The organism is Sphingobium sp. C100, assembly GCF_000508185.1.
Lineage (GTDB): Bacteria > Pseudomonadota > Alphaproteobacteria > Sphingomonadales > Sphingomonadaceae > Sphingobium.
Window position 1 is genome coordinate 22,907 of sequence record NZ_AYOY01000139.1, and the last position, 17,661, is coordinate 40,567.

At 61.5% G+C, this 17,661-nt stretch carries 13 protein-coding genes and 1 CRISPR repeat array; of the genes, 3 read left to right on the forward strand and 10 right to left on the reverse strand.

Translation table 11 applies throughout. The annotated features are described in order from the left end of the window. Window positions 1–133 precede the first annotated feature (133 nt). Both dnaK and dnaJ read left to right on the forward strand, forming a co-directional pair. Window positions 134–2,032, forward strand: coding sequence for a molecular chaperone DnaK (dnaK, locus tag C100_RS34680; protein ID WP_024019644.1), 1,899 nt, complete (start codon window positions 134–136; stop codon window positions 2,030–2,032). Window positions 2,033–2,098: 66 nt separating this feature from the next. Further along, window positions 2,099–3,235 (forward strand): molecular chaperone DnaJ, encoded by a 1,137-nt coding sequence (gene dnaJ / locus C100_RS34685; RefSeq protein WP_024019645.1) that lies wholly within the window; start codon window positions 2,099–2,101, stop codon window positions 3,233–3,235. A gap of 45 nt (window positions 3,236–3,280) precedes the next feature. Here the strand turns inward: dnaJ and C100_RS34690 are convergent, their stop codons facing one another. From C100_RS34690 to C100_RS34720, 7 genes are all read right to left on the reverse strand, one after another. Next, window positions 3,281–4,570 carry an amino acid permease gene (locus tag C100_RS34690; RefSeq protein WP_024019646.1) on the reverse strand — a complete coding sequence of 430 codons (1,290 nt, stop codon included), beginning with the start codon at window positions 4,568–4,570 and terminating at the stop codon, window positions 3,281–3,283. A 114-nt stretch (window positions 4,571–4,684) separates the two neighbouring features. Continuing rightward, the gene (locus C100_RS34695; protein WP_024019647.1) at window positions 4,685–6,325 is read right to left on the reverse strand and encodes a recombinase family protein; all 1,641 of its coding nucleotides are present in this window, start codon (window positions 6,323–6,325) and stop codon (window positions 4,685–4,687) included. Between the two features lie 29 nt (window positions 6,326–6,354). After that, on the reverse strand, window positions 6,355–6,696 hold the full coding sequence (locus tag C100_RS34700; protein ID WP_024019648.1) for an HVO_A0114 family putative DNA-binding protein: 342 nt from the start codon (window positions 6,694–6,696) through the stop codon (window positions 6,355–6,357). After that, window positions 6,693–6,977 carry a toxin-antitoxin system TumE family protein gene (locus C100_RS34705; RefSeq protein WP_024019649.1) on the reverse strand — a complete coding sequence of 95 codons (285 nt, stop codon included), beginning with the start codon at window positions 6,975–6,977 and terminating at the stop codon, window positions 6,693–6,695. The genes C100_RS34700 and C100_RS34705 overlap by 4 nt, the downstream gene beginning before the upstream one ends. Before the next feature lie 44 nt (window positions 6,978–7,021). Continuing rightward, on the reverse strand, window positions 7,022–7,219 hold the full coding sequence (locus tag C100_RS34710; protein ID WP_024019650.1) for a hypothetical protein: 198 nt from the start codon (window positions 7,217–7,219) through the stop codon (window positions 7,022–7,024). Beyond that, window positions 7,206–7,445, reverse strand: coding sequence for a helix-turn-helix transcriptional regulator (locus tag C100_RS34715; RefSeq protein ID WP_024019651.1), 240 nt, complete (start codon window positions 7,443–7,445; stop codon window positions 7,206–7,208). The genes C100_RS34710 and C100_RS34715 overlap by 14 nt, the downstream gene beginning before the upstream one ends. A gap of 843 nt (window positions 7,446–8,288) precedes the next feature. Then, entirely contained in the window at window positions 8,289–9,329 is a 1,041-nt protein-coding gene (locus tag C100_RS34720) for an IS110 family transposase (RefSeq protein ID WP_037530255.1), read from the reverse strand. 320 nt (window positions 9,330–9,649) lie between these two features. Here C100_RS34720 and C100_RS34725 point away from each other — a divergent pair, with 320 nt between their 5' ends. Further along, entirely contained in the window at window positions 9,650–11,404 is a 1,755-nt protein-coding gene (locus C100_RS34725) for a ParB/RepB/Spo0J family partition protein (protein WP_024019653.1), read from the forward strand. A 322-nt stretch (window positions 11,405–11,726) separates the two neighbouring features. Beyond that, window positions 11,727–12,421: a CRISPR direct-repeat array (repeat unit 36 nt; unit sequence GTTGCCGCTGGACCGCGATCTCTGAGCGGTTATGAT). Window positions 12,422–12,493: 72 nt separating this feature from the next. Here the strand turns inward: C100_RS34725 and cas2 are convergent. Genes cas2 through cas9 form a run of 3 tightly spaced genes read right to left on the reverse strand, consistent with a single transcriptional unit; the run spans window position 12,494 to window position 17,106 of the window. Then, a complete protein-coding gene (cas2, locus tag C100_RS34730) occupies window positions 12,494–12,832 on the reverse strand; it encodes a CRISPR-associated endonuclease Cas2 (protein WP_024019654.1) in 339 nt (112 codons plus the stop codon). Next, window positions 12,829–13,752, reverse strand: coding sequence for a type II CRISPR-associated endonuclease Cas1 (gene cas1, locus C100_RS34735; RefSeq protein WP_024019655.1), 924 nt, complete (start codon window positions 13,750–13,752; stop codon window positions 12,829–12,831). The genes cas2 and cas1 overlap by 4 nt, the downstream gene beginning before the upstream one ends. A gap of 21 nt (window positions 13,753–13,773) precedes the next feature. Further along, complete coding sequence (gene cas9 / locus C100_RS34740) at window positions 13,774–17,106, reverse strand: type II CRISPR RNA-guided endonuclease Cas9 (RefSeq protein ID WP_024019656.1); 3,333 nt, start codon at window positions 17,104–17,106, stop codon at window positions 13,774–13,776. Between the last annotated feature and the right edge of the window lie 555 nt (window positions 17,107–17,661).

The window sequence follows — 17,661 nt, forward strand, 5'->3', positions numbered from 1 at the left end:
GTAATCGCCCCAACGCCTTGTGCCAAGCGAAAGCACCATTATATCCCCCATGCAAACCGGCCTTGCCTTGGCGCTTTCGTGAGGTATGGGGCCTTCAACCGCTGAATATGATTTGGGGTTAAAAGAGGAAGAAATGGCAAAAGTTATTGGTATTGACCTGGGCACCACCAACAGCTGCATCGCTGTAATGGACGGCGGCAAGCCCAAGGTCATCGAAAATGCGGAAGGGGCGCGGACCACGCCTTCCATCGTCGCCTTCGCCAAGGATGGCGAGCGTCTGATCGGTCAGCCGGCCAAGCGCCAGGCGGTCACCAACCCGGACAATACGATTTTCGCGGTGAAGCGCCTGATCGGCCGCCGCTTCGACGATCCCATGACCAAGAAGGACATGGAACTTGTTCCCTATGACATCGCCAAGGGTCCGAACGGCGACGCCTGGGTCAAGGCGGGCGGCGAGGATTACAGCCCGTCGCAGATTTCGGCCTTCATCCTTCAGAAGATGAAGGAAACCGCAGAGAGTTATCTCGGCGAAACCGTGACGCAGGCGGTCATCACCGTTCCGGCCTATTTCAACGACGCCCAGCGTCAGGCGACCAAGGACGCCGGCCAGATTGCGGGCCTGGAAGTGCTGCGCATCATCAACGAGCCGACCGCGGCCGCCCTTGCTTATGGGCTGGACAAGCAGGACGGCAAGACGATCGCGGTTTATGACCTTGGCGGCGGCACCTTCGACATCTCCATCCTGGAGATTGGCGATGGCGTGTTCGAAGTGAAATCGACCAACGGCGACACCTTCCTGGGCGGCGAGGATTTCGACGCGAAGGTGGTGGAATATCTGGCGGCCGACTTCCAGAAGGCGGAAGGCATCGACCTCACCAAGGACAAGCTGGCGCTTCAGCGGCTGAAGGAAGCCGCCGAAAAGGCGAAGATCGAACTGTCCTCGGCGCAGACCACCGAAGTCAACCTGCCCTTCATCACCGCCGACCAAAATGGTCCCAAGCATCTGGTGAAGACCGTGACCCGTTCCGATCTGGAGCGTCTGGTTGCCGACCTCATCAAGCGCACGATGGAACCCTGCAAGAAGGCCATGGCCGACGCGGGCGTCTCGGCGAGCGACATCAGCGAAGTGGTGCTGGTCGGCGGCATGACGCGGATGCCCAAGGTGCGCGAGGCCGTGAAGGAATTTTTCGGCAAGGAACCGCATACCGGCGTGAACCCGGACGAAGTCGTCGCCATGGGTGCGGCGATCCAGGCTGGCGTGCTCCAGGGCGACGTCAAGGACGTGCTGCTGCTCGACGTCACGCCGCTGAGCCTGGGCATCGAAACGCTGGGCGGCGTGTTCACGCGCATGATCGACCGTAACACCACCATCCCCGCCAAGAAGTCGCAGGTCTATTCGACCGCCGACGACAATCAGCAGGCGGTCACGATTCGCGTGTTCCAGGGCGAGCGCGAAATGGCGGCTGACAACAAGATCCTCGGCCAGTTCGACCTGGTCGGCATCCCGCCCGCCCCGCGGGGCGTGCCGCAGATCGAAGTCACGTTCGACATCGACGCCAACGGTCTGGTCAACGTGTCCGCCAAGGACAAGGGCACCGGCAAGGAACAGCAGATCCGCATCCAGGCGTCGGGCGGTCTCAGCGACTCCGACATCGACCAGATGGTCAAGGATGCCGAACGCTTCGCCGAAGAGGACAAGAAGCGCCGCGAGGCGGCCGAGGCGAAGAACAACGCGGAAAGCCTGGTCCACACCACCGAGGCGCAACTGGCCGAACATGGCGACAAGGTCGATGCGGGCCTGAAGGGCGAAATCGAAACCGCCATCGCCGCGACCAAGAGCGCGATCGAGGCTGGCGACGCCGAAGCCATGCAGACCAAGGCGCAGGAACTCGCGACCGTCGCGATGAAGCTGGGCCAGGCGATCTATGAGAAGGAGCAGGCGGCAGCGGCTGCTCCGGGCGCTGATGCGCCCAAGGCCGACGACGATGTCGTCGATGCCGAATTCTCCGAAGTGGACGACAACAAGGCGTAAGCTGATGCGCGCCCACCGTCATTCCGGCGCGGCCATGAATGACGGTGGGATGCCGTCGGGGGCAATATGACTACCGAAATCGACTATTATTCGCTGCTCGAAATCGATCGCACGGCGGACGGGGCGGCCATCAAGAGCGCCTATCGCAAGCTCGCGATGAAATATCACCCGGACCGGACCGGCGGCTGTTCCGACAGCGAGGCCAAGTTCAAGGCCGTGTCGCAAGCCTATGAGTGCCTGAAAGACCCGCAGAAGCGCGCGGCCTATGACCGTTTCGGCCATGCCGCTTACACCCAGCACCAAAATGGCGGCGGCGGTGGCGGCGGCTTTCAGGGTGGGGCGGGCGGCTTTTCCGATCTGGGCGATATTTTCGAGACGATCTTTGGCCAGGCCGGTTTCGGCGGCGCTGGACGCCAGCAGCAGCGCCGCGGCGCGGACCTGCGCTACGACCTCGAAATCACGCTGGACGAAGCCTATCATGGCAAGCAGACCGAGATTGAGATCGAGGTTTCGGCCGCGTGCGACAGTTGCGACGGGTCCGGCGCGGAGCCGGGCACGGGCGTCAAAAGCTGCGCCACCTGCGGCGGCCATGGTCAGGTCCGGGCGCAGCAGGGCTTTTTCGTGGTCGAACGCACGTGCCCGTCCTGCCATGGCGCTGGCCAGGTGATCGAACGCCCCTGTCGCGCCTGCCGGGGCGAGGGGCGGGTGGACAAACCCAAATCGCTGTCGGTCAATATTCCCGCCGGCGTGGACGAAGGCACCCGCATCCGCCTTTCGGGCGAGGGCGAGGCTGGCGCGCGTGGTGCGCCAGCGGGCGATCTCTACATCTTCCTGCATGTGAAGCGCCATTCGCTGTTCGAACGGGATGGCACGACCCTGTTCTGCCGCGCGCCGGTCAGCTTCACGACGGCGGCGCTCGGCGGGAGTATCGAAGTGCCGGGCCTCGACGGCAGCCGGCACGAGATCAAGATTCCCGTCGGCATCCAGTCCGGCAAGCAGATCCGCCAGCGCGGCGCGGGTATGCCGGTGCTGAACGGGCGCGGGCAGGGCGATCTCGTCATCCAGGTCGATGTCGAAACGCCGACCCGCCTCTCCGCTCGGCAGAAGGAATTGCTCGAAGCCTTTCGCGAGACCGAAACCGGCGAGGAGTGCCCGCAAACGACGGGCTTCTTCTCAAAGCTCAAGGAATTATGGGGGGAGTGACCTTTCCTCCTTCGGCCTTGCGAGCGTAGCCAAGCAAGGACGGGATCATAGGCGTCCCCGCCGCGCCCACCAGTAGAAGGGCAGGCCCGCGGCCATCAGCAGGAGGCTGGAGCCGCTCGCTACCAGGCCTGCGCCCCACAGCGTCCAAAGCGCATAGCCGAGGCCGATGATCGCGGCCGGCGCCGCCAGCCGGAAACGCAGGCTCGCCAGCGCGAAGCCGACATAGAGCCACAGCGTCGCCGATGTCGCCAACAGCGCCATCGCCGTGAACAGTGCCACCAGTCCCTCAAGGCTGTTGGCGACCAGCAACAGGCTCGCCAGCATGGTGGACAGGATCAGGCCGCGCCGCGGCGTCCCCCTGGCGTCCGTGCCTGCCAGCCAGCGGGGCAGTTCGCCCCCGCGCGCCATCGCCAGCGGCACTTCGCCCTGCAATAGCGTCCAGCCGTTCAGCGCGCCGAGGCAGCTGACCACCACGAAGATGGCGACGAAGCCAGCCGGGCCGGCCGACCAATAATGGCTGACGAACGCGCCGAAGGGTGATCCCGTCTGGGTTTCGGCCGCTGGCAGAGTCAGGGCGATGCCGGAACAGACGAACAGATAGATGAAGCCCGTCGCCGCCGTGCCGATCAAGGTCGCGCGGGGGATGGTGCGCGCCGGATCGCGCACCTTGTCGGCCGCGACAGAGGCGGATTCGAACCCCAGCAACGCCCATAAGGTCAAGGCCGCCGACGCGGTGATGCCCGCGCCGGTCAGGCCCTGCGCCGGGAAGGGGGCGACCTCCGCCTCGCCGTTGCCGACGATCAATACCAGCAGGACCAGCACGACGATGATCGGGATCAGCTTGATGATTGTCGTGCCGATCTGCGTCAGGCCGGCCGCGCGCGCGCCGATCAGGTTGATGCCCGTCATCATCCACAAAAAGGCGACGGAACAGAGCGCACCCACCCCCGGTCGGGCCAGCATTGGCACGATGCTGCTCAGGTTTGCGGTCGCCGCCACCGCGATGGTGACATTGGTGATGATGATCGAGATCCAGTAGATCCAGCCGATCGCGAAGCCCGCCAGCGGTCCATAGGCGCGCGCGACCATTTGCGACGCGCTGACGTCAGGCATGGCCACGGTCAGCCGCGCGATGACGAAGGCGAGCACCAGCGACCCGGCGATGGTGAACACCCATCCCGCCACCGCGTCCCAGCCGAACGGGGCAAGGCTGGCCGGGAGCAGGAATACGCCCGATCCGATCATGTTGCCCATGACCAGTGCGACGCAGGCGGCCAGGCCCAGCGTCCGGGAAGAACGGGGACTCGCGCCCGCGGCAATCGGCTCATTGCTCATCCCTCAACGCCTAATGGCGCATCGGCTCGATTGCTAGGCGGCATGGACAGATTCGGGAGGTCTGGAAACGAGCGGAGACGGGCTGTCGAGCGGGGTGCGCCGTCACCACTGCCGTCACTCCAGCGAACCCTGAGCCACCTTTGTCGTAACAACGGCTTCAGGACGAGGGGCCTCCTTTGCAAAGTCGAGGATGCCCATGAGGGCACCATGTAGCGTGGCATGGATTTCGCCCCGCTTTTCGCCGGGATGCAGGACGATGCGGTGAATGAGCGAACGAATGGCGTCGGAGGCGTCGAGCCGGGTTTGCGGGTCTTCGAGCGTTCGGGTGAACCGCTCAATTTCGCGCCGGTAGATTTCGGCGATACCGGGATGGACCGCCGGAACGACGGGCGGGACCAACGCCATGCGGGCAGCGATTTCGGTCTTCTGCCGCTCCAGTTCCGCCATGCGGGCCTTCATCGTGGGCTGGTATAGCCCATCCTCGATTGCTGTCATGATCCCGGCAATGGCGCGCTTGATCTTGTCCAGCGCGCGATGGTCGGCTTCGATCTGCACCCGCTGTTCGCGGTTCTCCCTGTTGATATGTTCGGCGTAAGCGGCGACCGCCGCCTGCACCTTCTCTGGCGACACCAGCCGTTCGCGCAGACCCGCAAGCGCCCGCTCTTCCAGCGCTTCGCGGCGAATGGTGCGGTTGTTGGCGCAGGTATGGCGGCGATGGTGATTGATACAGCCAAAGCGCCCGTTGACCGCCAAGCCGACGGTGCCGCCACAAACGCCGCATTCGACAAGGCCCGACAGTAGAGTGACGGGACGACGGGCACGGTGCATCCGGCTCGCCTGCGCCGCATGAAGGCCATCGATCATCGGCTTATACTGCTCGACCAGCACATCTCGTCGCCGCTTCACCGCCTGCCAGATATCGTCACTGACGATTCGCAGAACGGGAACTCCGCTCCGGACCCATTCGGATTCGGGATTGGGACGGCGCACGGCGCGTCCCGTGCGCGGGTCCTTGACCGCCTGCTTGCGATTCCAGACCCGTACGCCGACATACATCTCGTTGTGGAGTATGCCGATGCCCAGCTTGGGCTTGCCGCGTATGGTCGTATCGCTCCAAGGGCGGCCGGATGGACCGGGAATGCCGTCCCGGTTCAGGTCACGCGCGATGGCGCGCGGGCTTTTGCCCGCCGCGTACTCGCGGAAGATGCGCTCCACAATGGGCGCCTCTGACGGCTCGATCCGACATTCGCCGCGCACCAGTTCACCTTCGCTGGAAAGCCGCCGCACCGTCCGATAGCCATAACCCACCGGTCCTGCCGAAAAGCCCTTCTCCACCCGCCCGCGCTGCCCGCGATGGGTCTTCTTCGCCAGGTCCTTGAGGAACAGAGCGTTCATCGTGCCTTTGAGACCCACGTGAAGTTCGCTGATCTCGCCTTCGGCCAGCGTCACCAGCGGCACGCGCGCGAACTGGAGATGCTTGTAGAGCGTGGCCACATCCGCCTGATCGCGCGACACGCGGTCGAGCGCTTCGGCAACAACGATATCGAACTGACCCGCTTGCGCGTCCTGCACCAGCGACTGGATGCCCGGACGCAGGATCATGCTCGCACCCGAGACTGCGGCATCCTGATAGCTGTGGACGACATGCCAGCCCTCACGCTCGGCATGCTCGCGGCAGATGCGCAGTTGATCCTCGATCGACGCGGCGCTCTGCTGGTCCGAGGAGTAACGGGCATAAAGGGCAATGCGGGTCATGAGAAAAGCTCCTGCGATCCGTTTCGCGGTCAGGCGGCCCTGGTCAGCATGAAATCGACATGGACGCCATCATAGGGGAAGACGATGCCGCGCCCTTCCTTATGGATCACACCAGCCTTGATGAGCGCCTGCACGTCGCCATGCACCGCCTTCATATCCCGGCCCACGCGCCGCGCGGCTTCACGGATCGACATCACACCTTGCCCGGTCATCGCCTGGATCAAATCCCAGCGCTTGCGGGTGAGCGTCTGCCACAGCAGATCGGGACTGGCGAAGCTATGATGCGCACCCTGGGCCTCACCCTCGAAAGCGGCAAGCGCACGGCGCGTCACATCGTCGCGGCTGGCGACGGAGAGCGTCACGATGTTCATTCTGGCCTCCATTGGTCCACGTCCTTCCAGAAGTCCGCCAGCAATGCGGCGGGCGTCGTGAAGGCATAGGCCGTTTCACTTCCCCCGACATGCCGGTGATCGCCCTTGCCCGCCTCATTGTCATAGCGCAGCACGCAGACATCATCGACGACATAGGCGAGGGCATATTTGAGATCGTGCATCGATCCCTTCACCGGTAGCGGCACCCGCCAGATACGAAGCTCTACAAAGGACTTCGCATCAAGCTGGTGCCGTTCGTTGAGCAACGGTTCCGCCTCCATGATGGATTATATGCCATCGAATAGCGTTGATGTCAACGACTCCATCATTCTGTTGCTTTCGGTTCATTGTCATTGGCGGCGTTGCACGCGCGAATATGCTGGCGCGCAATATGGCGGCCGATAGCCTCCGCGATGCGGATCAGCGCTGCGTCCATGTCCACGCTGGGCGGCTCCGTGACAGGCCCGTTATCGTTGGCGGCGATCAGGCGATTGGGCGGCGCGGCGTTATCACCCTTTTCCATGGCCGGACTTCCCAAGCGCTGGAGGATTGTCGTTGTCCGCCCGGTAAGCGGCGGGATCGGCGACCCAGCGATTGACGGCGGACTCGTGCCAGCCAGCGCCATGGATGCTGATCGGCACTTGCCGGGGGAATGTCCCTTCCGCGATCTTGCGATAGATGGTGGACCGGGAGAGGCCGGTGCGGTCGAGAACGGTTTTCAGGCGAATGATACGATCGGTGTTCGGCATAAGAGAGCTTTCAAGTCATGCGTTGCCAAAGCCCCCTCAAGCCAGAATTGGCGGAGTTTCCGCGCAAGACAAGACGTCCATTGCAGCCTGTCAGGCCGCACGGATATACCTCGTAGTGCTGTAGAGGGACGGTGAGGGACACCGGCGGACGTAGAGGGAATTGGCGGGAACTTACCAGCCTCATTGCCCACGCGCGTTTTCTCAGGCGCTGTTGCCTGATTGCCACGCTTTTTACGCTCGACGGTCCCCGCAGATCGTCTGAGCTATGATGTATTTAGCATATCCATCGTCCTTTTCGATGGCCTGCCCGTCGCGACTCAATCTGCCTCAAACGATCCCGCCTCGCAAGGGCGTGGGCATTGGAGTGCCGGTTGAGCATTTGCACGCCGCTTTGTGCATTTCAGCGTCTGGTTTCTGCAGACAGAATGAAGACACCGGCTGGTGGGCGCCCCCGCGCGTTCCGCACGGGCCGCGCTCTATTCCGCTGCGCTCCACCGAGCCGCCGCTGTGCGCCGTCTCGTCACCTTCGGCGTGACGATCGCTTCTGTAATCGGATCGCTTTCGTCAAGTGCAAGTATTTTCTGAAGCTATAACAATGGGATGGCGCAGTTAAGGCGCGCAGAATAGCGCCGTGGTAAGCGGCGTAAGGTCCATATGGGCTGTCACCGTCTGTGTCGCGCTTCTGTCCGGAGTCTGCCTCAGGGCAGCTCCATGTTGGGTCTCGAAGAGAAGCGGTCGTCCAAGCTGACGTCGTGCTCAGGCTTCTTCAAAGAAGCCGGCACACCGATCGTGACGGACTGACCTTGCCCCTCGTCATCAGGCGGGCAGCATGTCCCCTGACGATCAGGGGGTATTTGGAACGGGTTCTCCCGATCCAAATCTGAAAACTTCACCTGTCAACCACATCGCATGCATGATGATCGCCATCTTGCGTGCGACGGCGACAACCGCTTTGCCCATCCCGATTTTGCCGGCGAGCTTTACGCCCCAATGTTTAAGTGCGCACCATTTCGATGTGCGCATCAACATCGAGGCTGCAGCTTTCGTCAGAAGGTGCCGAAGCAGATGATCGCCTGATTTTGATATCCGACCGGACCTATCGATCTCGCCCGACTGATAGACCTTTGGCGTAAGCCCTAAATGGGCTGGGACTGATTTCGATTTTGCAAAGCGCTGAGGATCGTCAATCGTCGCCTTATAGGCCAACGCCGTGATCGGCCCTATGCCCGGAATGCTCATGAACAACGCGCAGATCGGATCATGCCGTGCTTGCCTGGCGACACTCAAATCCAGCTTTCTCAGCTGGTCGCGCATGGTATCGCGAGCAGCTAGCAGAGGCGCAACTGCCACGAGCACCGCAGGATCATCTTCGCATAATACCATGACCCGCTCGCTGTAGCGGTTGCGATGGACGACGCCGATTTTCATCCCCTGCACCCGAAGCAGGCCACGGATCGTGTTTTCTATCCTCAGCATTGCGTCCATCACCTGGCGCCGGCCAGTCAGAAGGGCGCGCAGTAGCTGCGCTTCCCGACTCTTTACATGGACTGGTTTGAAGTGCCCAAGTCGCAGCATGGTCGCGATGCCATGCGCGTCGTTGCGATCAGTCTTGTTTGGCCGGGTCGATAGAAACCGCTGCGTATGGCGCGTCTCCAGGCAGCGCGCATCGTAGCCCGACGTCGTCAGCGCCGCGTGCAGCCACTCCGAGAGGGGACACGCTTCAATGCCCACGAGCACGATGTCTTCACGCCATCGGCTAAGCTTCTCCATGATCGCCGCAGGCTCTGACAGCGCCGTCCCCTGGAAAATGGAAACACCTTGGGCATCGAGAATACAGATCGACGTTTTCTTGAGCGAAATATCCAAGCCAACGAACAAGCTCATGACTGATCTCCTTCTAATCGGACCAGGTCGCAGCCTATCAGTTGCGCGCGATCCGATTAGCCCAGCTGACGCAAAGGATCGGCTCCGCCGTTCCCGACGGCCATCGCGCCGGGCGCGATGAGGTTGGCACGGCTCCGACAAGCGGTGTGGGCGTCGCTACCCTCTAGGCGCGTCGCGGCGGGCTGCAACCCGGCCATGCCGGGTCTTCCTCTTCGTTCCAGCCTTTGCGGGTGCAGCCCGCCTCTGCCGACGTGCCTTCCGGTCGCTCTTGCCGCCCACCCCGCATTTCGGGGCCGGTGTTTTGGCAAGGAGTAAAAGACATGGAACTCAAGCACATCGATATCGCCTGCCTCTCGGTTTCGCCCACCAACATGCGGGGCGTGAAGAAGACACCGGACCTCACCAATATCCTGCCGTCCGTCCGGGCACGGGGCATCCTCGTGCCGCTGATCGTGCGGCAGAATGGATCACCGACCACCTATGAGATCGTGGCGGGCAAGCGTCGCTATCATGCGGCACTGGCCGTGGCACAGGAGAATGACGGCATCGATCCGCTCCCCTGCGCCGTCATGGAAGCCGGAGACGATGCAGCAGCGCTGGAAGCGTCGCTGATCGAGAATATCGCCCGGCTTGATGCCGACGAAATGACCCAGTGCGAAACCTTCACCCGATTGGTGCGCGAAGGGCGCAATGTGGAGGACATTTCCCTTACCTTTGGTCTGACGACATTGCAGGTGAAGCGCACGCTGGCGTTGGGCAATCTCCTGCCCCGCATCCGCAATCTCTATCGGGCCGAGAGGATCGATGCCGTCACCGTGCGGCACCTGACCTTCGCCACTAAGAGGCAACAGCGGGACTGGTTGGCTCTGCTTGACAGCGAGAACGATCATGTACCTATGGGTCAGAATCTCAAATTATGGCTGATGGGCGGCTCGGCCATTTCTACCAAGGTCGCGCTATTCGACCTCACCAGCTATTCCGGCGAGATCGTCTCCGACCTGTTTGGCGAGGACAGCTATTTTGCATGTCCCTCTGATTTCTGGACGGCACAGATGGCGGCGGTCGAGGAACGAGCCGCAAGCTATCGCGAGGCAGGATGGCCGGAGGTCGTCGTCATGGAACGCGGCGCGTATTTCCACACATGGGAGCATGAGCGCTGCTCCAAGAAGAAAGGCGGACGGGTCCATGTCGCCATCAGCCATCGCGGCGAAGTCACCTTCCATGAGGGGTATCTGACCACGAAGGAAGCCCAGAGGCAACAGAAAGGCGAAACTGCGATCAAGCCGGTGCGCCCGGAGATCAGCGCGCCGATCCAGAACTATGTCGATCTGCACCGTCATGCCGCTGTGCGCGCTTCCCTGCTCTCACAGCCTGCTATGGCGCTACGCCTGATGGTGGCTCATGCCATTGTCGGTTCGCCGATGTGGCGGGTGGACGTGGAGAAGCAGCGCGCCAACACGGACGCCATCGCCGAGAGCGTGGAGGTCTGTGTTTCGGAAGCGATGTTTGACGCCGGACGGCGGGAGGTTCTGGCATTGCTGGGGTTCGATCCCGAAACGCCTACCGTCACGGGTGGCTATGCGGGCGACGATGGCCTGTCGGGACTGTCCGTCCATCTGCTGAAACTGCCCGATGAGGCGGTGCTGTCGATCCTCTCGATCGTGATGGGCGAGACGCTGACGGCAGGAAGCGCGATAGTCGAGTTGCTTGGCGCATTGCTCACGGTTGATGTGGCGGCGGTCTGGCAGGCCGATGATGCGCTGCTCGATAGCATCCGCGACAAGCAAGTGATCGGCCGTATTGTCGCGGAGGTCGCGGGCGATGCCGTGGCAACGGCCAATGCCGGGGAGAGCGTCAAGGTGCAACGCCAGATTGTGCGCGATTGTCTTGCGGGAACGGGCGGACGCGCCAAAGCAGATAGCTGGGTGCCGCGCTGGATGGCATTCCCGCCTTCCAGTTATACGGACCGGGGCGGCGTCGGAAGCACCGAGCGGTGGAATGACATTTCCCATTTGCTTGATAGCGAAACCCAGGCTTGCGACGACGAGCAACGGCCCTTGGCGCAGACGGTTTGATCGTGATGGACCCGGCGACGTTTACGCCTCCGGGTTCCTTTTCGAGCGACCTCCGTGGAAATTCGCGGTGCATTCTGCAAAAATTCACGCCTCCAGCTTTGCCGGACGCCATCTTCTGATTGTCGCGCAATGGCCGATTGCGGAATGTCCGGTTCGGAGCGCTTACGCCAAGATAGCTGCCATTCAGGTGCCTTTCGATTATCAACCCTCATGAGACATTCAGCAACCAAAATTCCGATGTCAGGTGCAGACGGGCAGCTATTGATTGCCGCAATATCTTAGCGGCTATGCTACGGCGCAGCGTTCGTCCGCGATCCGCAGCTTTGCCGCTGGACCGCGATCTCTGAGCGGTTATGATTCGCTCGGCAATGTCGGCTTCGCAGCCATAGTTGCCGCTGGACCGCGATCTCTGAGCGGTTATGATCAGAAGGCGCGCGGATCACGGGCAAGCGCTGTTGCCGCTGGACCGCGATCTCTGAGCGGTTATGATAATGGACCCAGGGCAGCGGCGACGAGCTGAGTTGCCGCTGGACCGCGATCTCTGAGCGGTTATGATTGCTGCAACCAGCTTCCAGCAGCGCGTTGAGTTGCCGCTGGACCGCGATCTCTGAGCGGTTGTGATTGCTGCAGCCAGCTTCCAGCAGCGCGTTGAGTTGCCGCTGGAACGCGATCTCTGAGCGGTTATGATCGGCGCGCGCATCATTCATGAGCTTGTCGTGTTGCCGCTGGACCGCGATCTCTGAGCGGTTATGATGGCTGCGCGCGCTGCACCGCATGGCGCAGGGTTGCCGCTGGACCGCGATCTCTGAGCGGTTATGATATTGGTCGGCACGCTCAACAAGGCGCAGCGTTGCCGCTGGACCGCGATCTCTGAGCGGTTATGATCGAGCCGTCCAGCAGGTGGAGGAGTGGTTCGTTGCCGCTGGACCGCGATCTCTGAGCGGTTATGATCGTCGGGGCCGGTGACATAGCGTTCAAGAAGTTGCCGCTGGACCGCGATCTCTGAGCGGTTATGATAGATCAGCGGGTATCGCATTGAAAAACAATGTAATATCTGCTGATCTATCGCTAAAAAAGCAGCGCCAGTCGCTAGAATAGCGCGAGTTGATCCGGGTTTTTGCGTTGCCGCCGTCGGCTCTGCCCAGAAAATCGTACGATATTCTCATATTGGCGGTCCGTGAAACTGAGGATGTGAATGTCGCCGCGATCAGGCAGGTGCCGTTCGACCCGGCGCATATAGGTTTCAAATTGTTCCTTGCCGTTACAGAACCGAGCATAGACAGAAAACTGACTTTTTTCAAAACCTTCGTCCAAAAGAAACTCCCGAAATTTCGTCGCGGCACGCGATTGTTCCTTGGTGCCCACAGGCAGGTCGAACATGACGAAAATCCACATCAGCCGGTATCCGCTCAATTGGGTTGCGCTCATGTGAGCAACGAATCGAGTCCGGCCAATTCCAGCGCGGACGGGGGTGTGGGAAGGACGAGGTCGGCGGCTTGGCCACTCTGAAATGCGCGGGCCAAGCTTTGCGCAGTCCGATTGGCGGCCCCTGCTACGGTGGTCGTGCCCTCCGCGCCGGGCAGGTCGAGTGCGATTAATCGGGCAAAGGCGCGCTTGGCTTCGGGCGTGACCGTTTCAATTCCGCCCGCGACCAAGCGCAAGGCCAGCGCATCGACCAGCGGACGGAAGGGTTCGATCAGGTCGTCAGCCAAGGCGAATGCGTTGGTCCGGTTGGCATGATGCACCCCGATGGAGGGATGCAGGCCGGATGCGACCACGGCGCGCGCGCATAATGAACGCATCACCGTATATCCATAGTTGAGCAGGGCGTTGATGTCGTTGGCATCCCGGTCGCGCCGAAAACCTTCTCCCATCAGCAGTGGCCAGTAACGCCGCGCTGCCTGCGCCTCGACATTGTCGGGATCGCCCGATCCCACGCGTCGGGCGAGCAGGTCGAAGGCGGAAGAGGACAGGCCGTTGGCTTCCAACACCGCCGCCTGCCAGCGGATCTTGGCAATGACGAGCCGGCGCCACAATTGTTTGGACAGCGGCTTGCCCGCTTCCCATTGCGCACGCATCCGGCTGTTCTGGGCATGATGCCCATCCAGCGGAAGGCAGACGGCGACCGGGGCATGGTTGCTGCCGCAGACCAGCATCACCGCACCACGCTGCGCCAGCGCCACGATCAGGTTGGTGGACCATGTAGTGCCATGAGCATGGACGATCACTGCGGCGACATCATCCAGCGGTACCCGGCCCACTTCCTCGCGCTCCTGCGATACGATCAGGAAGCCGCGAGATACAGACAGATGACGACCGTTTGTGGCAATATCGACGATCCGGTCCATCTGTTTCGCCCCGCCTTGCCGTCAGGTCGATTTGCGCGTCTTGCGACGGGCCGTGCGGGCGGGGAAGCCGGGGTCGAGAACGCGGCCTAATTCATCGATGCGAACCTGACGGGCCTTTGCCTTTTGAAGGCTACTTGCGGCCACCGCAAAATATTTGAACGGATCATCTTCGTTAGGAGTGGCGTCGCGACGCTTCAGGCTACCCGCTTCCTGTGGCGGTGCGAAGGTAATCTCTCCATTCTGGCGAAATTTCACGACGCGCATGAGTTCACGCGTTTCATGGGCTCGTTCAACCGCGATCAGATCGTTTTGTTGCAAGCTCAAAACCTTGCGAGCGGTAGGGCTTCGGGAGCGAATTTTTGACACCCAATCGGGCTGATGTGCGTCGAATGTCGAAACCACTTCCGCCTCCCATTTGCCTCCAGGCAATTCCCACACATCGTACCGATAATTGGAATCGCCTTTATATCCCTTATAGATGCGTCCATTCTGGTCGCTAATCGGGATGACGGATAGGACTTCCGTGACGCGCACGCGACGCACGTTGCCAAAGGGGTGCCATTCCAGATTCGGGAAATCCATCACGGCCTTTTCGAACGCTTTGCCCTCGAGCCCTTCAAGATGCTGATACAGCGCGGCTTTCAGGTCTGTGTCACGGATACGGTCGAGGTCGGCCAGCTTCTTGAAGCTTGCCAGCGGCACGCGACGCACGACGATGCTGTTGCCCTTGGCGTCCGTTTCGCCGGTAAAGCCATAAGCGGTGTCATTGTGTAGCCGCCCGGCGGTGGCGTCCTTCCCTTTTGGCAGCCCTGCCTTGGATATAGTGCCATGGTCGGTACGGTGGCTGACCGTAATGGCGTTGACGGCGGTGCGCAGATCGTTGCGAAATTCATCCCATGGCGGCGGGATGATGATCCGCTCACGGCCTTCCGCGCCTTCCAGGCCGGAGACTCTGGAAATTTCGGTCAGCATCGATCGATCAACGATCGCGACAACCACGGCGTCGATGGCGTGGTGGCGGTGATCCAGCCGGTTCTTTGCCTGATCCGCGCCGCCGCCAAAATTATGGTCGGGCAAAAGGTCGTTCAGACCCAGCTTGCGCCGCACCATCTCGGTCAGTCGCCCCGGCGAAACCCAAATGTGGCTGCTGCCTTCGCCGCTTCCGGGGTAAAGCGTTTCCAGATATTCACGCGACAGCCGGGCGAGATATTGGGTGTCGACCAGATGGCGCGCCTGAAAACCGCTTTCATCCTTGAACTTCTCCATCGCGTCCGGCTCGAAACGCCAGCGTTTGTTACGCGGCAGTTGCGCGGCGCGGGCGGCGATTTCTTCCCAACGATCGGTATGCCCCCATGCCTCATAGGGCGATTGTTTGCGTTTCGTACGATTGGCTTCGCGCATACAGACGATCTTGTTGCCATTGCTGTCGTCCAGCGTCGCGGTGAAGGGCAGTATATGATCGACCTCGACGGCGGCGGAAAACAGCATGTCGACGGAAATCTGCGTGCCGGTATAGATGCAGCGCCGGTCCAGCACATTGGCGGGATTAAGCTCCTCCCATAATTTCAGCAGGGCGCGGTTCGCGCCGGTATCAGGCCTGCCAATGGTAAGCAGCTTTTCCGAACGCTTCTCCGCGGCAAGCCGGTTCTCATTATTCTCCTTGTTGATCCGCTTCTTGTCATCGTCGGTCAACTTGAGTTCGCGGGCCAGTTCAATGGCGATTTCGGCGGGCGGGCCATAGGCGCGGATCAGGGTGTTTACGATCCGGCGTAGCTGGTTCAGCCCGATATGCACGGTGGGATTGGTCAGGCGACCGATCCGCATTTCATCCGAATGGTCCGGGTTGCCGGTGCCCGGCATGATGTGCCGTTCTAGCGCGACGCCATAATAGGGGAGTTGCGGGCGACCCTGCGCATCCTCGAAAATCTCGCCGGTGCGCAGATCGCTGTGATGGCCAAGGCCCGCTGCCGCTACCGCTTCGCTGTAGACGAGCACGCGCCCGTCCTTCTCACCATCGCGCAACGCGTCGATCAACCGCTGGGTCGCAACCTTGCCAAACCGGCTATAGCCCGGTGGCAAGGGCGCATTGGTGACGGCGCGGATCTGTTCGGGCGTCAGGTCAAAGGTAGCGGCCAGCCACGCGCGGCACGCAGCATCCTCGGCATCGCTCTCTACCTCTTCCAGCCGCGCGATGACGTCCCATTGTTCCTCGATCGACAGATGCACCCAGCGATTACCGAAGCGCGTCTTGGCACCCATCGCGGCGGCAACTTCGTCGCCTTTCAGGTCGCTGCGGTTCTCGCTTTCCTTGTTGAAGCGCGCGTCAGGATCGAGCTTCAGCGTCTTGCGCAGGCTCACAAAACTCACCTTTGCCTTGTCCTTGAGTTTCAGGAACAGGGTGTCCCGTTCCTCCCGCGTCAACCGCTGCGCCATTTCGCCGGGCCGCACGATCGTCAGTGCGTTGAGTTCTTCTAGCAGGCGACGTTTCTGAAACAGGGGATGGGCCTTGGGCAGGCGCTGGTCGCCCCTGATCAGCGTGCACACGCCGATCTGCGGTGCTTTGAGCGGGCGCTGGTAGAAAATGATCTCGTGCAGCCGGTCATGGACCTCATTGGTCAGCGCATCGGGGTGATGGGCGGCCTGCGCTTCCCAGATGGCGGCAAACTCCGCCTCCATCAGCGCGCGGCCGGGATAGAAGTCATAGCCGTCACCCTTGGCATGCTCATCCGTTTCCGGGCGCAACCGGGTACGCACGCTGGGGATGGCATTTGCGTCGGTCGCGCTGGCGCGGCGCTCATACAGCCATTTGCCATAGGTCCAGCTGCCCGGTTCCGCGCCCGCTTCCTCTTCGGCCTGGCGAATGGCGTCGCGGGTTCGGTCGATGCCGATGGCGATTTTGCCCGCATCTTCATCCGCCTTGCGGTCGGCCTTGCGGTTCGATTTGAAGCCGCGCCGCTGGTTAAGATGGAATAGCGCCCGGCCCACTTCCGGCAGGGTCAGCGCCTCGTCCAGCGCCCTTGCGCGCACCGCATAGGGATCGATCGTGGCCATGGCCTTGCGCTCGTTCTCGTCCGCCGGGAACAGCCCGTCAGCGATCAGATATTTGATCAGCGCCCTTTGCCGCTGCTGCAACCGGTCCCGCCGCCGCCGCATCGCCCGCGCATCGCGTCGATCCACCGCGAGTGATGCGCCAGACTTGGGATCGCGGCCATCGCTGAAAATACGCGATCCGGCGTGGAGGATGGCGATCGGTTTGCCATCGACGGGCGCGCTCAGTTCGATGGCCGCCCAGCCCAATGAGTTCGCCCCAAGATCGGCGCCCAGCCGCCAGATTTTGTGTGTACGTGCTGTCATGTCATTCCGCCCTTAAGTAGAATTACAGAGGGTCAGGCTCGGCGATCGCGGTCAAGATCAATTCGTCCCCATAATGATCAGGATCGCGCTTCTGGCTTGACCGTGATCTTCAGATGCGCCAGATGAGGCACTCAGAGATCGCGGTCTGGCAGTTAACAAGTGTCAGTACGCACCAGATAAGGGCGATGCTCCGGCGTCGCCTTTTTTTTTTGTGTTTTCCCAATCAGCATTTCGTCCGGTGATATCGCAACTTTCGTCTTTGCGATTTAGTATTATCTGGCGATGCGACGGTTGCGTCTATGCGATGTTCGGCGATTGGCACGATCGTTTGCGTGTCAAAGTTTGCTTTGGTCCAAATTTCGATCAATGGCGGCTTTGTAATTTTCTTATCACAAACAGACCGTCGCAAATGGCCCACGGGCTGTCGACAGCTGGACAAAATCGTATGTTCGGGAACGTCCGCTTCTAGGCGACCCGGAAATCCCATCGAGCGGCGACAAGGGGCGCATTGCCGCCTGACAGACGTTTCGGCCATAAACCTCACACGTTCGCGGT

Coding starts and splice junctions, on each gene's coding strand:
- dnaK (WP_024019644.1), top strand. CDS start 134: ATGGCAAAAGTTATTGGTATTGACCTGGGCACCACCAACAGCTGCATC.
- dnaJ (WP_024019645.1), top strand. CDS start 2,099: ATGACTACCGAAATCGACTATTATTCGCTGCTCGAAATCGATCGCACG.
- C100_RS34690 (WP_024019646.1), bottom strand. CDS start 4,570: ATGAGCAATGAGCCGATTGCCGCGGGCGCGAGTCCCCGTTCTTCCCGG.
- C100_RS34695 (WP_024019647.1), bottom strand. CDS start 6,325: ATGACCCGCATTGCCCTTTATGCCCGTTACTCCTCGGACCAGCAGAGC.
- C100_RS34700 (WP_024019648.1), bottom strand. CDS start 6,696: ATGAACATCGTGACGCTCTCCGTCGCCAGCCGCGACGATGTGACGCGC.
- C100_RS34705 (WP_024019649.1), bottom strand. CDS start 6,977: ATGGAGGCGGAACCGTTGCTCAACGAACGGCACCAGCTTGATGCGAAG.
- C100_RS34710 (WP_024019650.1), bottom strand. CDS start 7,219: ATGGAAAAGGGTGATAACGCCGCGCCGCCCAATCGCCTGATCGCCGCC.
- C100_RS34715 (WP_024019651.1), bottom strand. CDS start 7,445: ATGCCGAACACCGATCGTATCATTCGCCTGAAAACCGTTCTCGACCGC.
- C100_RS34720 (WP_037530255.1), bottom strand. CDS start 9,329: ATGAGCTTGTTCGTTGGCTTGGATATTTCGCTCAAGAAAACGTCGATC.
- C100_RS34725 (WP_024019653.1), top strand. CDS start 9,650: ATGGAACTCAAGCACATCGATATCGCCTGCCTCTCGGTTTCGCCCACC.
- cas2 (WP_024019654.1), bottom strand. CDS start 12,832: ATGAGCGCAACCCAATTGAGCGGATACCGGCTGATGTGGATTTTCGTC.
- cas1 (WP_024019655.1), bottom strand. CDS start 13,752: ATGGACCGGATCGTCGATATTGCCACAAACGGTCGTCATCTGTCTGTA.
- cas9 (WP_024019656.1), bottom strand. CDS start 17,106: ATGACAGCACGTACACACAAAATCTGGCGGCTGGGCGCCGATCTTGGG.